An 18,674-nucleotide genomic window follows, 5' to 3' on the forward strand; every position below is an offset into this window, starting at 1 on the left:
TTTACCCTCTTTCCTATGTATTCGCAAACCTTATTATAGCAAGGTTTCGTGTGAATGTACAAAGACATGCTTTTTGCCTGATTTCGTAGGTTTTCGGGAGAAATGTGACTTTTTTGTGATTTTGGTGACTTTTTTGTGTAACGGATAGTGGTTTTATTCGGGGTCGTTACACACCTAAAAAATGGAACTAAATTGAATGTAACTGGATCATAGAGGAAAAATGACCAAGCTTAATAATAATTATATACCTGGTCGCTTCTATTTAATATTGATTTAAAGCACATTCAATTTCGGCTATCCAAGTTTTCCCGCCATAAACGACAAAAGTTGTTTCATTATCTTTCCTATCAAAAATCTTAATTCTCTGAGAGATAAGAAGATTTAAACCATTCTCGGCTCGATCTAAATCCTTTAAACTAATTTCCCAATATAAATTAGGATTAATGTTTAGAGCATGAGCACAAAAAATAAGGCGTTGATTGGTTAATAACAAGCGCCCTCCATCCGATTTAGTTGCACTATAATAAATGTTCGCCATTCCAGAGCGTATTGGTAGCTCATTCGTACCCATCTCAATTTCATGGAAAAAAATCTTTTTATAAGTTGGTTTAAATTCATTTAGATCATATTTAAATTGTTTCGAATCAGTGGTGATGATGTAACTCCCACAGTATTCACATGACTTATTGCTTGGGTTAAAAACTGCAGCACAGTTTGGACAATTCAAAGCTTTCACCATGCGTCATCTCTCCTATTATGGATTTATATAGAGTATACTTTGAAACCTAAAATATACCAAGAGTTTCTCAACAAAAAGAGTGGTTCTCTATAAAATAAAAACCACTTGATATATATACCATTTGATTTACAATTAAATAAAATTATAAAGGATGATGACATATGAAACTTACAGAAAAGGTAGAAGCAGTTATTAACGCTGCACAGGCTGCTAAAGATGGTGTTAGCGACATTAGCCGTATGGGATTAGGAGTAGCTGAAAAGCTTGATGAATACTATGATAATCACTTAGCAAAATAAAAAAAAACTTTTATAAATCACTTGATATATATCATGAGTATAGAAAGGAGGTTGACAAAGTGATTATGATAAGGTTCTAGCTTATCTAGTAGCTATCGCAACTGCTTAACTTACTAACAAGTTCCGCAAAAAACACTAGCGATATGAAGAATAAGCCAAAACAAAAGCGACGCCCTCTCGCAAAGGTAAACGTCGCTAAAAACTTACAGAAGGAGGTTAGCGCCTCCTTCCCTATAATCTTATCACATCCATTCAATTATGAAAAATATCGGATATGTGGCTGCTTTAGCATTTGCTTTGTATATCTTAACAGATATGGTCAATTGGAAAGAACCAAAGTTTTTTGATTACTCAATGATAGTCATTTATTCATTATGCTTAGTATTAGTGATTTTTAACATCGTTGTATATTTTAAAAAGAAAAGATACAGCTAAGGAACTTCATGTGATGAATATGATGAATAAACAAAAAGAACCAGGTACTCTATTTTATATGAGCGCCTGGTCTTTTTTGAGAAATTCTAATCGGAAAAATCCTTCTTTTCATTCTTATTCATTAAATATATTCCAGTGTCTGTTTGAATAACAAATTGATTTTTATATTTTAAAAACTCAAACGGTTTAGAATTCAGAGAGATATATTGTTCAATTTTCCCACTGTTTGGATTAAACGTTACAATTCGTTTATTTTCCATATCACAAATATATAATTTCTCATCGATATAAGAAATATATTCTGGGTAATTTAATCCTGTTAGCTCATTTTCACAATAAATTACATTGATTTCATTACTTATACCTTCAGACTTTCCTGGGAGTTCTTCATAAGGCATATAACGGTAGATTTTTTCTATTTCAAAACTCGGAAATTTATATTTTACAACAGAATTCAAAGTGGGAGATACGCCCCAGACTGCTTGTCCATCTGAACAAATTTTATACAATGTATCATAATAGTCAGAGGTTTCCAACAAAATATATTGAACAAGCTTATCATCCTCATTGAAGTGCAGTATGATATTATGAGGCCACAGAAGGCAAATCGTTTCATTTCTTATAGCACATGTCATAAAATTAGTAACATCAGAAAAAATATTGTGAGGTATGATATTAATATCATATTTATCCTCCCAATTTTCCCCAAATGTATTAATATAGTATTCACTAAGACTAATTAATTTTCTTTTTCCTTCTTCATTTATCCAACATTTCGCTATATTTTCGATGTATGAATAATTTGACTCCTCCAATTGACTAGATATATCATCCCATTTATCACCAAATTTACTTTCCACATACTCTTTTTTTGATATTTCCTTTAGATTTTCACCATTATATTGATAATAGTAAGTTTTATCCTCTTCTTCAGAAAAACTTACGAAAGATAGTGTATTTTCATTTTGTATAAGTGAATGTCCGTTCGAATGTAATTTTTTCATGAAATTTTTCATCCTCGCCTCTTAATCAATAATCAAATTAGCACCTGGTTTAGGCGTACTTACCGCACGAAAGAAAATATCAAAACTTTCTATTTGACCATCCTTACTCACAAAGCATCTTACCTCAGCTGGCTGGTTATTGATATTTGTCCAAATTTGATTATGCCCTTGTTTCAACTTTCCGTTGTCGTCATTTTTTGATATTATGTCAATCCCTCTGTCTACAATTTGCTGTCTATCTTTTCCTAATCTCAGTATACCTCCATCAAGATGCTTTTTTGAAAAAATATGAGCTTCTGTAGCTACAACATTTCTAGCAGTTTTTATTACCTTACCTGTTCTATTCATCGATGAAATATATTTCCCAGCTTGTAAAACCACTCTGAATATAGGACCTACCCAAAATTGTTGTACCGCTTCCTCACCATCACCAATTTTATCAATAGGAAGGGTATTATCTAATCCTTCGGGATATTCATAATTTTCATTGCCAGATCCTTCATTTATTTCTTGTGCAAAAGATATGCTTGGTAAAATCGTTGCGCATAATAAAAATGTAGATATTAGACTAATAATAAACTTTTTCAATATATTTACCCTCCATGAATTAATTGAATTTAATTTTCTGTTAATAAGCTGATTACTATAGTAAGCACACCCTCGAGTTATTATTATCCTATCATTGGAAACTTCCCCACTTCAATTGTTGAAACACGCCATTCTTCGGCGTAAAATTTACATTAAATTTACAATAACCGCCACATAACGCTATCAATCACGCCATATTTTGGCGGTATTTATGTAATAAGAAGGTCCAAAGTTACATTTATTTTAATTTCATCAGATTTTGTTTGACATTCTTATCTGATAGTATATTTTATTGTTTTTACAAAACCTTAACAATAATTACTATTAATTTCATTGTAATTTATTTGATTTTATGTTTGTGAAATAAAAAAGCCCATTACCAATTAAGGTAACAGGCCTTCGAATTACAAAAGAGTTAATATTATCTTTTTACTTCATACATTTTTGTTGTTTAACTTTCGTTGTTATAAACGAGTTTTAACCCTAAAAGATCGGCTAGCTCTTGTACTTGAAACGTGTGTCCTACCATCTATAATCACTGCTGGAATAGTTTTTGTATCACTAAGTATAACTTTCGCTTCTGTAATTTCAGCCCCTTTTACTTCCTCCAAGCCATTTAAAATGTCTAGCTTGAATTGTGCCTCGGAGATTCCCATACTCGCTAAATAAGAATACGGATCTCTATTGTTGTACCTTTTAAATTATCTGTATAATTCAGTTCTAATGCTGAACCTATCTGACGACAAAGGGCTATTACAAAAGGATCAAAAGAAGCGTTACCCACAACTTCTACTTCTAATCGGTCATCTTGAACATCAACTACAGCCGTCAATACTAATACGTCCTTTGGTACTTCGCATTCATAGCCAATATGTCGAGAAATAAGTTTATAATGGTCTTTAATCATTCGTCTTTTCTTCTCACGACTGTATTAACCTACGTTTTTAAGGTTTCTATACCTTTACGATTTGCTTCTTTAAATTCATCTAAAATCTTTGCCCATTTCTCCCAAGGAGATGCAAGGGCGTTTAAATGAAATCCACGTTTCTTTGCTTCAATATTTCGAGCAATCTTTTTCCCCAGATGTGATTTCCATTTAACTTCTGTATATAGATATTAAATAGTAAATATACGAGAATATTAGAAGTTAAAGGTACCTATTGCATCTCCCTACTCAATCGCTATTTGGCGAAAAAGAAAATAACCGCAATCACGTCTATCGAATTACAAGGATAGCTCAATCATCTATTTGATAATGGAACAGCCTATAATACGCTACGCGGTACTCATAATACAGCCAAAATGTTATTTGCCTATGCCAAAGAATCTGGATTGATTGAAATGAACCCTGTGGAAGCTAATTTTGTGCCGAAGAAGAAAATGACGTTAGAGGAAGCAAGCAGTGAGGACACAGCGAAGCTTTAACCAATGAACTGAAGGAATTTTTAAGTTACGTGGACAAACATCATAATATCATATATCGCACGCTAATCTACGCAATCGCTTTTACAGGAATGCGACCAGGCGAAGCTGTTGCCTTAAAGTATGAGGATGTGGACTTGGAGAAGAAGGTCATACACATCAACAAAACGGTGTATGCAAAGAAAAGTATAAGGGGTTACTTCGAGCTCACTCCACCCAAAACTGCAGGCAGCATCCGCTCCGTCGATATTGATGATATTGTAGTGGAGAAATTAAAGCAGCTTTACAAATGGCGCGAGTATCGAGAATGGGCTAAGTCCGACTTTGTTTTCGGCGATAAGGAGGGCATCCCCCCTATCGTCAAAATGCTCAACCAAACCGTCCGGCGCATCGGTGCACTCACCGACATCAACAAACAATTCCGCACCTACATCCTCCGGCATACACATATTAGTCTGTTGGCAGAGGCTGGGGTGGATTTGAACTTTATTATGAATCGGGTTGGACATAAGAATTCTGATCAACAACGAAGATTTATTTGCATGTTACATCTGGGATGCGCATGGCCGCTACTGAGAGGATGCATGATAAGTTTACTGAGTTGTTGGAAGTGTGAAGATAAAAATGGGGATACTAATTTCTTAAAGAGTATCTCCACATTTAAATTATTATGGTTTATTTATCTTTATTAGTGATAAATGATAAGAAATCAAATATATTATGTTTTTTAACAATTTTCTCTTCAACTATTTTAAGATATTTATGAATATAGATTTGAAATTTAATGCTATTTAAAATACATTTGCTAAATTTGTAAACTAAAAACTCATCGTTTTTTGAAAAATAAAACGTATCAAAGGATTCTTTTGTAATAAAAATACTTTGCAGTATTTCTGAAATTTCATTTTCATCCATTTGTTTAGAAAATTCTCTTTCTAAATCATAACAAACCTTATGACTAATCCCGAAAGTAAATAGTTCCAAATTGGAATTTTCGACTTTAAAATTATTGATTGCTTTTGCCAATAATGAAATTTCATCAATATCAAGTAAATTTTCTAAATAAAAAGCTTTTTTATGTATTCTATTTTCAATAAAATCCTTCTGATTATTAATAATATATCCTATATTTTGGTTAGCAGTACGTAACGCCCTATAAAATAACCCTTTATGTTTAAAATGAAATTCAATTTGCGTTTTTAAATTATCTTTATGAACAGCTTTTTTTGTAGTTCTTATTAATCCAGATGGGCTTAAAAAATAAAATGCTAGAACAATTATTAAAATTACTATTAGTGGTGAGGCTAAACTTATCCAAGTTTTCAACTCTTTGAATGTTGGTAAATTAATATTAAATATGTAACTAACTATCGGTATTTCATAAAATAATTGTAATATACATAATACTATTAATACGTTAAAAATATTAATAGGTAAGAACTTAATTAAATAAAATTTATAGTATTCTACATTTCCATTTATAAAGTATGTAGTTTCTTCATTTGTGTAATTCTTTACCTCTTTAGATGGGAAACCTTGAATAAATTTATTAAGTATATTTAATAAAAAAAGTTCTATTTTTATAGTTCTAATGAGATTTTTTAATTGTCTATTATTTAAGTAGTTCAGTTGTTTTCGATTTAAAAATTCTTTTAATTTATTTTGTACCTTTAGCATAACAACACTAATTTTTTTCAAAATAAGCAACATTATACCAACTGTTGCTAAATACATAATAATTCCATTTACAAGTATCATATTCTATCTCACTCGCTTCTTAAAGTGTTTAAATTAATTAGTAAAACCCATTTATTACATATATTATACTTTATTTTTAATGTTGCTCTAAATTTTTTTTAGACCTAAACTTTATTCAAAAAGAACTTAAGAATAAATGTTTACTTTCCGTGACTTTTTCTAAAAAACCAACCTCAAAAAACCCCTATAAACGTTGATATATCAAGACATAGAAAAAGCATGAACGCATACATTCATCATAAGCGTTCATGCTTTTACCCTCTTTCATATGTATTCGCAAAGAGGTTTTGTGTGAATGTACAAAGACATGCTTTTCGCCTGATTTCTTGGGTTTTTGGGGGGAATGTGACTTCGTGATTGCACAATTAGAACAATCAAAGCTTTCATTATGTTTCATCGCTTCTAGTATGTATTCATATAAAGTAATATTTAATTACTAAATATACCAATAATACAAAAGGAAAAAGCCCAGGCTCAAAATTATTGAATACCTGGGTTTATCACAAAATTATTTACTTCTGGACTTACTTATATTTCTTACATAATCCATTATGAGAAATACAACCATAGTGATAATACCGTACATTATCGTCTCTTTACTATCAAAATAGTAGTCCTCTTTATTATAAATAAACTTAGAAATGTTTATAATTATCGCACCGACTATAAAATAAATTAGAAAGTTCCTGATTAATTTCATATTTTATTTTTCCTTATTCACAATTAGAACTTCCTGGGAATAGTTTGTTCATCTTAGTAGAACAGCTTACTGAGATAACACTAAGATTTATTACTAAACCTGGAAGTGTTGCACCTGCAACTTTTTTAGGAAACTCTTTTAAAATTAATTTTGCAGCTTGTTTGAAATTAGATGCTCTAATTGCATCAACAATAATCGTTAATGATGTAGCAATACCAAAATAACTCGATAAACCTTCTTTAATACATTCATTTTCTGCTGCTCTAAATTCCATTGTTTCTCTTTTACCATGCCATTCACAAGCTACTGCAAATAGTGTAATTTGTGGTTCAGAAATTATATTAACGTCTTCAGAAGAAATTAGTAGGTTTTCTACTTCTAATCCCTCAATGATCGCCTCTTTCATAGAATTACCTTTTAATTCTGTCTCTATTATTTCTCTATCATAACCTACAATAACTTCTTTATTATTTTTTAAAACTGCTTTGTCAAAAATCAATTCAAGTGCTTCTGCTAAATCATTTTCTAATTTTTGTTCTTGATTCATACTTTCAACAGTACTAATTGCATACGAACTAGAGACCCCTGAAAAAAGTAACGTCATTGTGATCATTAAAATAGTCATTAATTTAAATTTTCTCATGAAATAAACTCCTATTGTAATCTATTTAGTAATAGTTGTTGAATTACTATAGTAAATATCCCTCGAGGTAATTTTATCCTAACATTCTTAACTTTTCTAAATCAACACTCAATCAACGCCATTTTTTTGGCGTTTATTATGTATATTTTGGCGTAATTTATAAATAAAAAACAAATCACGCCAAATCACGTCACTTATCCTTCCTTATTATTGGCGTACAAGTTATTACTTGTACATCTAAAGTAATATTTACTGTGAATTTTCTTCAAAAACCCTTGAAAACATTTTAAAGTTAGTTAGGTAAAACCATTCACATAATTGTCAAAATGAACAACTCTAAGTAGACAGGACTCAAGCCGTTCAAACGTTTCTGCTAACGGTATGCTTATAATATTTACATAAGTCATGCTTTTGCACCAAAATGCTTCAATCGGTTCGTATCAATACATCGACTAACACGCGACATGCTTTGTATCATATTGGCTTTGTTTTGATTCGCTTAATTTACTTGGAGGTTCACTATATATGAATGGCTGCTCGCCAAGCTGTGATGATTTTATTGCCGACTTTATGCTGAAAAAAGAGGGAATGATTAGTCAATGCCTCTTTTGAACGACACTATAAAAGGACACGTCCATAGACGCATCCTTTAGCTTGTAAAATTAGTTCTATTGGAAATTAAAAATCCATGTCATCGACCCAGTATTATTGTTAATATCTGTGTAATCAAATGTTATCTGAGCTTCTCCTGTACCAATCTTCTGCACATTTAAAAAAACATGTCCAGAAGGATTTGGACCCGTAATCGTTGCAGTGGCAATATTGTCATCATTACTTCTCGGATTACTGAAAGTGACATTTGAATTGTTTTCCCCTGTTATGGCAACCGTCAAATTCACATTAGTTGACATGGAATAAGGTTCACCAAATGTCCCACCATCAACATATGGTGGTGAAATATTAACTCTTGGTGTATCTGGAATTGTCACCGTTACGGGTGCTGACTTGTAAGCTACTACTCTAGTGTTATTATCTACTATTTTATAGTTTACCGTTACATCACCAGCTGTAGCACCTCTTATAGCCCCTGTACTTTGCTGAATTGTTGCAGCTCCTGTACCATTTGTTACAGTCCAGATGATGGATTGTCCGACTCCTGGAGGCGTAAAATTAGTTGCTGCTGAGCCCCAGCCAATAACTGAATAAGGTGCTGGCACCATGGGTATTGCTGCTACTGCTGCTTGTGGATGAACTGTCACAGTTGTCGTACCTTTTTCAATTACTACGCCATTAGCATCCATTCCTACATACGTAATAACTGAGCTACCTGCACTTATAGCTGTTACTTGGCCAGTTGTAGCATTCACTATCGCTACACTTGTTGGTTCAGCTACAAAACTTTTGTTTGTTGCTGTTGCAGATAAACCTGCTCCTACTGAAGCTGTTATTACTTCATCCATTTGCAGTACTTGCGAATATGTTGGGCTTTTTGCTGTTGCCTCATCATATACAGTGAGACTCACAGAATTCATTTTACCATTACTACTTGTATACGAAATGGTTGTGTTGCCTGGTGTGTGAGCAGTAATTTCACCTGTACTAGAATGAACTGTTGCAACACCTGTATTGCTTGATGACCACGTTATTGTGCCTGATTCGGTTGTTTCTGCTGTTCTACTAGTAGTTTCTCCCAGTTGTAAAACAGATGATGACGTTCCTACGCCAGTAATCGCTGCACCATTGCTATGGGTCACTGTGAAAGTAACTGAAGCCGTTTTTAGTCCATCTACCGTTGTTGATGTTATGGTCACAGTCCCTATACCAGTCGCTATTACTTTCCCCTGCCCGTTAACAGTTGCAACGTTCAGATCTGAGGAAGTCCATCTCACAAGTTTATTTGTCGCATTTGCGGGTACAACATTTACTGTTAATGTCTTTGTTTCACCAATTTTAAGATTTTCTATCACCTCATTCAATGTAATCCCGACTACAGGAATTACAATTGGTGTTGGTGATGGAACTGAGTCTGAGTCTGAGTTTGGTTCTGGTTTTGGTTCTGGCTTTGGTACTGGTTTTGGTTCTAGTTTTGGATCTGGCTTTGGTTCTGGTTTTGGTTCTGGTTTTGGTTCTGGTTTTGGTTCTGGTGTTACTTTATCAATCTGCTTTAAAAATCGAGAAGCAACAAGGGCAACTTGTTGTCTTTCAGCAATTCCTTGTGGATTGAAACGATTTAATGTATCGCCTGTCATTAGGTTTGATGCTACTGCAAAACCTACCGCATCCCTTGCCCAAGCAGAAATTTTATGCTGGTCAGCAAAAGTAAGTTGTTCGCCAAGGCCATTAGTTTCACCACCTAATGCTCTAGCAAATAGAGTGGCCATTTCTTGACGTGTTAAACCTGAGCCAACGCCGAACTTCCCATCACCTATCCCATTTATTAATCCGGCTTTAACTGCTGCTTCGATAGCTGGATAAGCATAATGAGTTGTTGGAATATCTGTAAATGTTGGAGTACTTGGAGAGTTAGTTAGATTCAAATTCAGTGCTTTCGCTAAAATTATAGCAAAATCTTGTCTTGTAATTGCTGATGTTGGTCTAAATTCACCATCTGGATAACCATTTATAATGCCTTTTTCAACTAACTCGTTGACAGCATTTTTTGCATAGGAATTCTCAATATCAGGGAAATCAACTGCAGCAAAGGTGACTGTATTTATTGAAAGAAATGAAACGACAAAGCTTAATAAAAATACTATGCTAATAATAATATTTTTCAAAATAACACTCCTTAGTTTAGTTTGGAATAAGTATCTTTCATCTTCACTTTTTAATTTTTATAGCCATTTAATGTCGTTTCTATTAACAAACGTTAATAGTACTGTTAATTGTTTAATTATTAACAGCTTAGAATTATTCTTTGCTTGTACAGCGACTTCTCACTTTACTTAGAGCCCTATTTTACATCACAAATTACTTGTTAAATTGTATCCCTCCTATCAACAAACTCATCTAGTTTTAATAGGGTCTTCCACAATAAATATTCTTTACCTATTACTTTTTTTCCTTCTGTAATTCAAACCATCCGTTCAATATATATTGATATTGCAAATTTTTCATATACAATATATGCTTCTTCGGCAGTGGTAGTTATGATAGTTTATATCCAACTGACTTAATACTGTGTTCTTGATAGTATTTCTCCACGTTTTTCAAAGCTTACTGGTGCCATCATCTGGTCTGATTAAACCCGAAAATCAATTACTAAAAAAAGTAAATATACTAAATCTTTTCAAGTTCAGTACGATAACAACTATGGAACTAAAAATGTGATTAGGAAGGTGATAATTTATCATGATGACGACCAATTTCTCTACTATGCAATATTTAATGTCACGAAAGTCCTCGTCTAAGTATTATGGGTTGACACGACAAATGAGCAAGGAAGTTAAAGCTACATCAAAAGAGAATCAAGAAAAAATAAATAATGTAAATAAAATTCTTGAAGAAAGTAAAACTTCTAAACTATCTAGCAAACAAATTGAAACGTTAAAAAGCGCAGTAAAGCAAGGGTTATTAGGATCTAGTTCTAATCATTTAAGCCCATTAGGTATGTATAACTATAAAAAATCAATCTCAAGTTCGAATTCAAACTTACATTCAACTTTGAGAGCTTATCGAAATTCTATCTAGTTTTTAAACACCCTTTAACCTATTAGAGGGTGTTTTGTCTTGTAAGACAGGTTTCATATCACGGTATTCAATTAACCAAAGTCGAACATATGTATGCTTTTAAATCCTTATCCCCTTTTAAACGTCCACTATATAAAAAGGATCACTTTCCTATCAGTGACCCTTTCAACGATTATTTAAAATTCTGTGGTTTTACCACTTTAAATGAAGCAACTTCCCCGCAGTTTTTACAAAAAGTCATTTGGAGTGGTGACCCTACCGCCATAATTGCGCCAATAGGTCGTATATTGCCTTGGCTTGTAGTACCACCCACCTGTCCAATCGTAAAGGTATCCTGCCCACAAGCCTTGCAAACTAATTTTTCATTCTCCATCATTTCACCTCATTTTATGTAATTTATGTAAATTATAACATATAAATATCTGGTATGAGCGATGAGCGGGTCTGACCCATCAAATCTATAAAATATCTAGGAACATAATGAAGAAAATATTCTTATTATTCATTTTGTTATTGCTTGTAGGGTGTAATGAAACAGTTAAAACGGAGGAAAAAACATTTGCATTTCCTGATGAAATCCTAAAAATAATAATGATGGGACAAGGGGCAAATCGTGAGGTAAAGACGAACATTTGAACATGACATCGACAGAAAAAAATGCCATGCAAATTTTAACTGAATCCCATCCAGATGAAGGGCCATTATATACTTTGGAAGTGATTTATGAAAATGTCTGGAAGGAATTGATCGATGTATGGTATTACGAAAATTAACAGTGGCTGCTTCCTTTATATCAAGACAAAGCTCTGAACGGACACATAGATTGAAAATACAGATACCCCCATTAGGAACCAACCATAAACTGTTCGCTGTTTTTGAAATTCTTGAATACCTAAAGTGAACATGAAAAAGCCTAAGAACAATATCATGAGGTAATTCAATTGGAAATCACGTGTGATTAGTCCGTAAACTGCGAGAGATATGCCTGTGATGGAAAAAATAATTTTTAAACAATTTAACATAATTCTCCACCTCCCCTTTTAGTTTATCATACACTAAATAAAGGATATAGCTAACTAGAAAGACATTGGCATAACTATATTTCCATAGAAAAAGGCATATGCTCATCCGCAAATCGGACATATGCCTTTATTTCTTAAACTCTTAACGATCCACGGAAGCCTCTTGCTGCGTAGTAGGATTCTGCTCCATTGTGGTACATAAAGACCATGTCATAGCGACGATCGCAGAAGATAGCTCCGCCTAGTTTTCGAATGTTGTCAGGTGTTTGTACCCAGCTTGATGTTTTTAAATCGAACTTGCCAAGCTCCTGTAGTTGGCGATATTGCTCCTCTGTTAACAGCTCAATACCCATTTCCTTGGCTACGTCCATAGCCGTATTTTCAGGCTTGTGATTTTTTCTAGATTCCCATGCTTCGCGGTCATAACATAAACTTCTGCGACCTTTAGGACTTTCCGCAGAACAATCATAGAAAATGAACTCGTCCGTGTTTGCATCATAGCCTATTACATCTGGTTCACCGCCTGTTGCTTCCATTTCGTAGAGCGACCATAGTTTCTCCCTATTAGCCTCTAGCCTAGCTTGGACATTTGCCCAGTCAAGCCCTTCATGACGAGATGTATTTTTCTCGAAGCGAACTTGCAAAGTATTGATTAGTTCCTCGGTTTGCTCTTGTGATAATTCCTTCGTTGACATTGTTGTCTTCCCCCTCACTTATTTAAATGACAAGCCTTCTTCTTTCAATGATGATTTCATAATCGGTAAGGAGGCTGGTCCAATACCATGCAATTTTAAGATTTCCTTTTCCGTATACATAGATAGTTTTTCCAACGTATCAATACCTGCGTGTACTAATGCATTTCTTGCAGGTGAACTCAATTTGGAAAGGAAGCCACTGCTAGGTTTATTTTCCTGATCACAGGTAGGGCAGCTTGGACAATCTGTGCTTTTGTAAAATGGATGTCCTTTTTCACAAACTTTTAACCTTTTTTCTGCCAACCTCATCCCTCCAAAGCCTTTACTTTTGTCCATTTTACCATATTTCTTCAAAGGGATTGAAAAGGGACACTTTAATTTTTCATCAATTCACGCTCTATTGAAGTTGGTGCTACATTTACTGATTTAACAACTTCTATAGTTAACTTTAGCCAAATTCAATTACTCATCAAAAAATCTGTTACTTGAACAAAATGAGCGGTGATTTTTTTATTGGAAATCTATACTGCAAGGGAGTAGCATCCTTGGATTTTAAATCATTGGTAAAGGAATATCTTGATATGATACAAGCAAGAGCTGAACGAGAAGTATTCCCTAATACGATAAGAACATACTGCTACAACTTATGGTATTTCATTGTGTATTTGAAGATAAAAGGGTTGGATATTTTGGATCTAGACGGTAAACCTGATGTTCTTACTAACTTCAAATTGTGGCTCAAGAACCCATATAGATTTCATGGAAATGAGGAGAGGTTAGATTACGAATATGTTAAAGATGACCTTAAAGTTTCTACTGTCAATGCCATCATAGATAGGGTAAGTTCTTTATTTCTTTGGCTTAAAGCTAGTGGAAGGATTAAAGAGAATCCGGTTGTGTATCGTAATGTCATGTTTACAAATGCGATGAGAGATAAAGATATATTATTTCCTACTCAGAGAAGCAAGTTGAAATAAGTTCGAGCAACACCTCTCGTAAATACTTGTTTTAAGATAAATAAGAAGAATCCATTTTGAAAGAGATTGTTCAAAATGGACTCTTCTTTAGCAGTTTTAAGTTTGTTTTTTATAAAAAGCTTGTTCATTTTCATCCTCTGTTACTCGACAATCGGGCCCGAATGTCAAATAACTTAACTCTAATTAAATCATTTTAAGTAAGTTCTAAAAGCACATTCTCTATTTCTTTATTGAAGGTAGATTCTTTCCAAAGTGTAACAGCCTCTTTCTCTTGATACTTTTCAATTAAGATTTGAATCACATTGTATCCAATAAAATACCCTAAACGTGTGAAACCAAAGTTGGAACCTCCATTAATTGAAAACCATTCATGGATAATTTCAGGTTGTGTACGTTTGTTCATATCTCCCAAAAAACTAGTGATAATATCTTTTTTGTTATCTTCTGCAAATCTTAACCATTCTTCTCCAGTATCATCGTATAAAAAATAGACCGATTTATCAGCATCAGCAACTTGTTCTGAAAAATACGTTGCACAACCTTCCTGAAACAGCGCTGTAAAGGGATGAAACCACTGAACTTTAGACCAATCCATACCCTCCTGATCTGATAAAATATTATGAAGCGTATGACCAAATTCATGAGCAATAATTACTTTTAAATGCTTATCATTAGAAGAGAGCTTTTCTAAACAAAAAGTCACTTCAGGAATAATTTGACGATGTGTAAATGCATTTGACCCATATGCTCCAACAATAATATGTACATCTTTAGTGAACTCGACATTATATTTTTGTCTGTAAGTTAACACAACTTGTTGAATTAGACTTTCGATTTTTCCACTCGATTCCTTTATCTCACTCATTTTGGAAGGATATTTTTGAATGGCGTTTTTAATCTTCTCATCTGCATTTTTACAATGATACAGAAAATATTCCTTGAAGTGTTGGGAGAACTTTTCATGGTAGTGTTTTAAGAACCGCTCCGAAGGCTTGTAGTTTAATAAAAAATATGGAACTGTATTATAAATGTTCATAATTACCGTCCTCCATTATATAACAATTCTCTTCATTAATTTGAACTATACTTTTAAATTTCTCCAAATAATCTTTAGTTCCTGCTTATTTCATACAGTTTTTTCATCAAAAATTTATTATAACTAATCGAACTTAATTATTATCAATCTTTATTAAAAGGCCACAAAAAAAGCCTGTATCCATAATTACTTGGTAATTGAAGATACAGGCTTTATCTTTAAAAAATAATAGTGATGTATTGATTTGATAATACATTGTTCAATATTATATACCAATACACTATCTTCCTTATTCTAACTACCATTTTTAGGTATAATGTTTACAAATAGCTGTCTCTCTTATTTTACTTGAATAATTCCGTTTGGAACAAGCCTACATAGAACGGGTTTAGCTACACCGCACTAGCCCTTCTTACGCACTTATCATTTCCTTCTAATTTTCTGCATTTTAGCAAATACATAACCTGATAATCCAAATGACGCACTAATAACATAGAAAGGTCTCGTAAATTCCGTTATTTATATTTATTTAAAATTTCTGCGGGAATATGACAATAATCATTTGGACATCTGGTTAATCTATCTTGATGTTCCTCTGCACTTCTGACATAGTTTGTAAGGGGCAACACTTCAACCATTATAAACTCGTAATCATTTCGCTCTCTAAGAAATGCCTTCGCCTCTTTTAAATGCTCAGGAATTTCACTATATACGCCTGTTCTATATTTTTCGCCAACATCCTGTCCTTGTCTATTCAAACTGTAAGGATCAATGATTTCGAATAAATAGCCCATTAAATCCCTAATGGTTACAACTGTGGGATCAAACTCTGTTTTTACACATTCAGCGTACCCGTCATAATCGCCCTCAAGCGTAAGGCTTGTTCCATTCGCTCTTCCTGCTTCTGTAAACGTAACTCCTGGTAGTGTTTTTATAAAAGCTTGTACGCCCCATAAACATCCACCAGCCAAATATACTACTTCCATCTTGCCCCTCCTTTTTTGTCTAAATACAGATCAATTTTATTATGAACCTATTCATAAATGAAGGCACTCATCACATTCTTTACTAATGGCTAAAAATTATTAAACCTTAGATAAACGTAATGAATCGAGTATACCAAAATGATTTTTTAACAATTTGCGCAGTAGAAGTATCAGTATAAAAGATGTAACTACTTTTTAACATGTATTACTTTGTAGCCAATATATAAGATGAAAAACCAAACTGGTGCCACATATAGGGCAACACGCATATCTGGAATAAACGCCATTAACACAATAACCATTAATAAAAATACAATAGCAATATACGTAGAAAGTGGGTAAAGCGGAATTTTGAATTTCAGCTTGGCTACTTCCTCTTTCGTTTTTGACTTCCTAAATTTCAACTGTGCTAATAAAATAATCATCCAGCTTGTAATAACTGCAACCGTCGCAACTGCAGAAATATAGATGAACACTTTTTCAGGTACTACATAGTTTAAGACAACCGCGATTAATAACACAGCTGACGAAAATAATATCCCTCGACTCGGACTACCGTTTTTGCTTACTGTTTTAAAATATTCTGGACCATTTTTTTGTACCGATAAGTTGTGTAGCATACGTCCTGAACCATATAAGCCACTATTAAAGGCAGACATTGCAGCTGTAATGACGACAAAGTTAATAATGTGAGCCGCAGCAGGGATACCGACGTAATCGAAAATTTGAACGAACGGGCTACCTTCTGAGCCAACTTTGTTCCAAGGATAAATAACCATCATAACGCCTAGCGCCCCAATATAGAAAATTAAAATACGCCAAACGATGTTGTTAATCGCTGATGGAATGGACTTGCTAGGATTTTTTGCTTCTCCTGCAGAAATACCCACTAATTCAACCCCACCGAATGAGAACATAACTAATACGAGTGACATTAAAATACCATGGAAACCATTTGGCATGAAGCCACCATGTGCCCATAAATTATCAAAGCCAATTGCTTCACCGTGATTGCCGACACCGAAGAAAATAATGGCTAATCCTAGAACGATCATCCCGATAATTGCCACAACTTTAATCATCGCAAACCAGAATTCGAATTCTCCATATGCTTTTACATTTGCTAAGTTTACAAGCGTCATCATCACAAGTACGACAAGGGCAGTTACCCATTGTGGAATATCTGGAAACCAGTAGTTAATATATACACCGACAACTGTTAGTTCTGCCATGCCCACGACAATCCACATGAACCAATATGTCCATCCAGATAAGAAGCCAGCAAAGCGCCCTAAATATTTATTTGCGTACATACTGAATGAGCCTGATACAGGTTCTGCTACTGCCATTTCGCCTAATGCACGCATAATGGTGAAAATAACTAACCCGCCAATTAAATAAGCTAGTAAAATAGATGGTCCCGCCATTTGAATGGTTGAACTAGAGCCATAAAATAAACCGACTCCAATGGACCCGCCTAGTGCAATTAATTGCATGTGACGCGTACTTAATTCCCGCTTTAGTTGTGAATCTTGATGATTATCTTTCATAATGCTTACTCCTCATACGTTTAGATTTTCAAATACTTGCTCAAAAAAGGAATAAAAAAAACGCCCTTTTGGATTAACCAAAAGGACGATTCAACTCGTGTTACCACCTTTAATTTATAAGCAATTCACATTACTTACCTTAAGAAGTACGGTCATTTGACGATACTCTCGCACATGATTACGGGTGCTTACCGGCGTAGCCTACTTAGAATAATCCTTTCGGTACACAGCTCCAAGATGAATTCTCAATCGTTTTACATGCACCTCTCATCGACCGGTAACTTTCTGTTCGTAAAAATAATTGATACTACTTCTTTTCATAGCCTTTGTTCTATACAAATATTTTTGAATTGTTTTTCATTTTACAGAAAAAAAATAGTTTGTCAATATAATTTTCAAAAATTCTTCATAAACCGCATAAATTACATATGACAATTCTATAGGCGGTTTAGTCCAGCTAATTTTTCCTGGTGCTATAACTCTGTGTTATTCTTTCCCACTAAACTCCCATATATTTAAACCCTCGGAAGCTTCTGGTGCTTCAAAAAATTTAGTAACTTCAATAAACGTCGCTTCCGTGTCAAAAGCTGCTCTTTCGGGTTGTTCGTTACGCCTTTGCGCAATTTGACGCAAGCATTGCTGGTTATTTAAATTAAGGTAGATTAGTTGATGGTTTGCATTGACGTCTGACGCTATATCCAAAAACCACTTTCGCTGTTTTTGAGTGTTACCTGGAAAATCCATTACTACATGCGTACCAACACTCAAAATGTTTTGGACATGCTTTTTCACCATCGGCTTGAGCTGTGCTGATAATTTTAGATAGTCCTCAAATGATGTGATCTGATTGGGATAAAGAGAGGAAAGCCATTCATCCTCAGATAAAAGTACCGCATTTTTTTCTTTAGCCAATTGTTTTGATTTTGTTGATTTTCCTGCTCCCATTTTTCCACAGAAAAAGTATAGAGTCCCCACTTGTTTCATGTTTTTCTTCCCCCGAGCTTTTTTTATTGGTTTTAGTTGTTACCCTACCCTTGTAAAACTATAATTTTTGGAACAACAAAAACGGATTCTACAAGCAAAATCCGTTCTTCGTCATTTCTTATAGTAACTCTAACACAATATTTGAG

Annotated in this window: 20 protein-coding genes and 1 other annotated feature; of the genes, 5 read left to right on the forward strand and 15 right to left on the reverse strand. The window is 33.8% G+C overall.

Going from position 1 to position 18,674, the window contains the following annotated elements; genetic code table 11:
* Positions 1–262: 262 nt before the first annotated feature.
* A complete protein-coding gene (locus AAJG31_RS03385; protein ID WP_066037861.1) occupies positions 263–739 on the reverse strand; it encodes a hypothetical protein in 477 nt (158 codons plus the stop codon).
* A 161-nt stretch (positions 740–900) separates the two neighbouring features.
* Here AAJG31_RS03385 and AAJG31_RS03390 point away from each other — a divergent pair, with 161 nt between their 5' ends.
* Entirely contained in the window at positions 901–1,038 is a 138-nt protein-coding gene (locus tag AAJG31_RS03390) for a hypothetical protein (RefSeq protein WP_175400763.1), read from the forward strand.
* A gap of 521 nt (positions 1,039–1,559) precedes the next feature.
* On the opposite strand, the gene AAJG31_RS03395 is transcribed toward AAJG31_RS03390, so the two are convergent.
* The 3 genes from AAJG31_RS03395 to AAJG31_RS03405 form a co-directional block, all read right to left on the reverse strand.
* Complete coding sequence (locus tag AAJG31_RS03395) at positions 1,560–2,477, reverse strand: hypothetical protein (RefSeq protein ID WP_139111243.1); 918 nt, start codon at positions 2,475–2,477, stop codon at positions 1,560–1,562.
* A 21-nt stretch (positions 2,478–2,498) separates the two neighbouring features.
* Positions 2,499–3,065, reverse strand: a complete 567-nt coding sequence (locus tag AAJG31_RS03400) for a hypothetical protein (RefSeq protein ID WP_066037859.1) — start codon at positions 3,063–3,065, stop codon at positions 2,499–2,501.
* A 661-nt stretch (positions 3,066–3,726) separates the two neighbouring features.
* Positions 3,727–3,972, reverse strand: a complete 246-nt coding sequence (locus AAJG31_RS03405; RefSeq protein ID WP_066037857.1) for a terminase gpA endonuclease subunit — start codon at positions 3,970–3,972, stop codon at positions 3,727–3,729.
* Positions 3,973–4,519: 547 nt separating this feature from the next.
* Between AAJG31_RS03405 and AAJG31_RS03410 the strand changes: the two genes are divergently transcribed.
* A complete protein-coding gene (locus AAJG31_RS03410) occupies positions 4,520–5,179 on the forward strand; it encodes a site-specific integrase (RefSeq protein ID WP_066037856.1) in 660 nt (219 codons plus the stop codon).
* Here the strand turns inward: AAJG31_RS03410 and AAJG31_RS03415 are convergent.
* The 3 genes from AAJG31_RS03415 to AAJG31_RS03425 form a co-directional block, all read right to left on the reverse strand.
* The gene (locus AAJG31_RS03415; protein WP_066037855.1) at positions 5,163–6,245 is read right to left on the reverse strand and encodes a hypothetical protein; all 1,083 of its coding nucleotides are present in this window, start codon (positions 6,243–6,245) and stop codon (positions 5,163–5,165) included. The two genes, AAJG31_RS03410 and AAJG31_RS03415, sit on opposite strands and share 17 nt — an antisense overlap.
* 713 nt (positions 6,246–6,958) lie before the next feature.
* On the reverse strand, positions 6,959–7,588 hold the full coding sequence (locus AAJG31_RS03420) for a hypothetical protein (RefSeq protein ID WP_066037853.1): 630 nt from the start codon (positions 7,586–7,588) through the stop codon (positions 6,959–6,961).
* 668 nt (positions 7,589–8,256) lie between these two features.
* Positions 8,257–10,365 carry an S-layer homology domain-containing protein gene (locus AAJG31_RS03425; protein WP_279494790.1) on the reverse strand — a complete coding sequence of 703 codons (2,109 nt, stop codon included), beginning with the start codon at positions 10,363–10,365 and terminating at the stop codon, positions 8,257–8,259.
* A 655-nt stretch (positions 10,366–11,020) separates the two neighbouring features.
* Between AAJG31_RS03425 and AAJG31_RS03430 the strand changes: the two genes are divergently transcribed.
* Positions 11,021–11,278, forward strand: a complete 258-nt coding sequence (locus tag AAJG31_RS03430) for a hypothetical protein (protein WP_244205647.1) — start codon at positions 11,021–11,023, stop codon at positions 11,276–11,278.
* 172 nt (positions 11,279–11,450) lie between these two features.
* Here the strand turns inward: AAJG31_RS03430 and AAJG31_RS03435 are convergent, their stop codons facing one another.
* Positions 11,451–11,651, reverse strand: coding sequence for a hypothetical protein (locus AAJG31_RS03435; RefSeq protein ID WP_054549372.1), 201 nt, complete (start codon positions 11,649–11,651; stop codon positions 11,451–11,453).
* Between the two features lie 265 nt (positions 11,652–11,916).
* On the opposite strand from AAJG31_RS03435, the gene AAJG31_RS03440 reads away from it, so the two are divergent.
* Positions 11,917–12,051 (forward strand): hypothetical protein, encoded by a 135-nt coding sequence (locus AAJG31_RS03440; protein WP_277620335.1) that lies wholly within the window; start codon positions 11,917–11,919, stop codon positions 12,049–12,051.
* A 15-nt stretch (positions 12,052–12,066) separates the two neighbouring features.
* Here the strand turns inward: AAJG31_RS03440 and AAJG31_RS03445 are convergent, their stop codons facing one another.
* The 3 genes from AAJG31_RS03445 to AAJG31_RS03455 all read right to left on the reverse strand — a co-directional run bounded on the left by AAJG31_RS03445 (position 12,067) and on the right by AAJG31_RS03455 (position 13,304).
* Positions 12,067–12,300 (reverse strand): DUF3953 domain-containing protein, encoded by a 234-nt coding sequence (locus tag AAJG31_RS03445; RefSeq protein WP_279494788.1) that lies wholly within the window; start codon positions 12,298–12,300, stop codon positions 12,067–12,069.
* 134 nt (positions 12,301–12,434) lie between these two features.
* Complete coding sequence (locus tag AAJG31_RS03450; protein ID WP_066037849.1) at positions 12,435–12,995, reverse strand: DUF4256 domain-containing protein; 561 nt, start codon at positions 12,993–12,995, stop codon at positions 12,435–12,437.
* Positions 12,996–13,013: 18 nt separating this feature from the next.
* The gene (locus AAJG31_RS03455) at positions 13,014–13,304 is read right to left on the reverse strand and encodes an RNA polymerase alpha subunit C-terminal domain-containing protein (RefSeq protein WP_066037872.1); all 291 of its coding nucleotides are present in this window, start codon (positions 13,302–13,304) and stop codon (positions 13,014–13,016) included.
* Between the two features lie 236 nt (positions 13,305–13,540).
* Here AAJG31_RS03455 and AAJG31_RS03460 point away from each other — a divergent pair, with 236 nt between their 5' ends.
* Positions 13,541–13,972: a hypothetical protein gene (locus AAJG31_RS03460; RefSeq protein WP_279494787.1), complete on the forward strand. Its 432-nt coding sequence runs from the start codon at positions 13,541–13,543 to the stop codon at positions 13,970–13,972.
* A 193-nt stretch (positions 13,973–14,165) separates the two neighbouring features.
* Here AAJG31_RS03460 and AAJG31_RS03465 read toward each other — a convergent pair whose 3' ends face one another.
* The 4 genes from AAJG31_RS03465 to AAJG31_RS03480 all read right to left on the reverse strand — a co-directional run bounded on the left by AAJG31_RS03465 (position 14,166) and on the right by AAJG31_RS03480 (position 18,528).
* Positions 14,166–15,008 (reverse strand): DUF5700 domain-containing putative Zn-dependent protease, encoded by an 843-nt coding sequence (locus AAJG31_RS03465; protein ID WP_279494786.1) that lies wholly within the window; start codon positions 15,006–15,008, stop codon positions 14,166–14,168.
* A gap of 515 nt (positions 15,009–15,523) precedes the next feature.
* Positions 15,524–15,994, reverse strand: coding sequence for a peptide-methionine (S)-S-oxide reductase (locus AAJG31_RS03470; RefSeq protein ID WP_258858751.1), 471 nt, complete (start codon positions 15,992–15,994; stop codon positions 15,524–15,526).
* Between the two features lie 188 nt (positions 15,995–16,182).
* Positions 16,183–17,544 (reverse strand): amino acid permease, encoded by a 1,362-nt coding sequence (locus AAJG31_RS03475; protein ID WP_279494785.1) that lies wholly within the window; start codon positions 17,542–17,544, stop codon positions 16,183–16,185.
* Positions 17,545–17,622: 78 nt separating this feature from the next.
* Positions 17,623–17,874: a binding site (T-box leader), on the reverse strand.
* 156 nt (positions 17,875–18,030) lie between these two features.
* Positions 18,031–18,528 carry an ATP-binding protein gene (locus AAJG31_RS03480; protein ID WP_279494784.1) on the reverse strand — a complete coding sequence of 166 codons (498 nt, stop codon included), beginning with the start codon at positions 18,526–18,528 and terminating at the stop codon, positions 18,031–18,033.
* Between the last annotated feature and the right edge of the window lie 146 nt (positions 18,529–18,674).

Source organism: Lysinibacillus sp. BS3 (assembly GCF_039614735.1).
Lineage (GTDB): Bacteria > Bacillota > Bacilli > Bacillales_A > Planococcaceae > Lysinibacillus > Lysinibacillus capsici.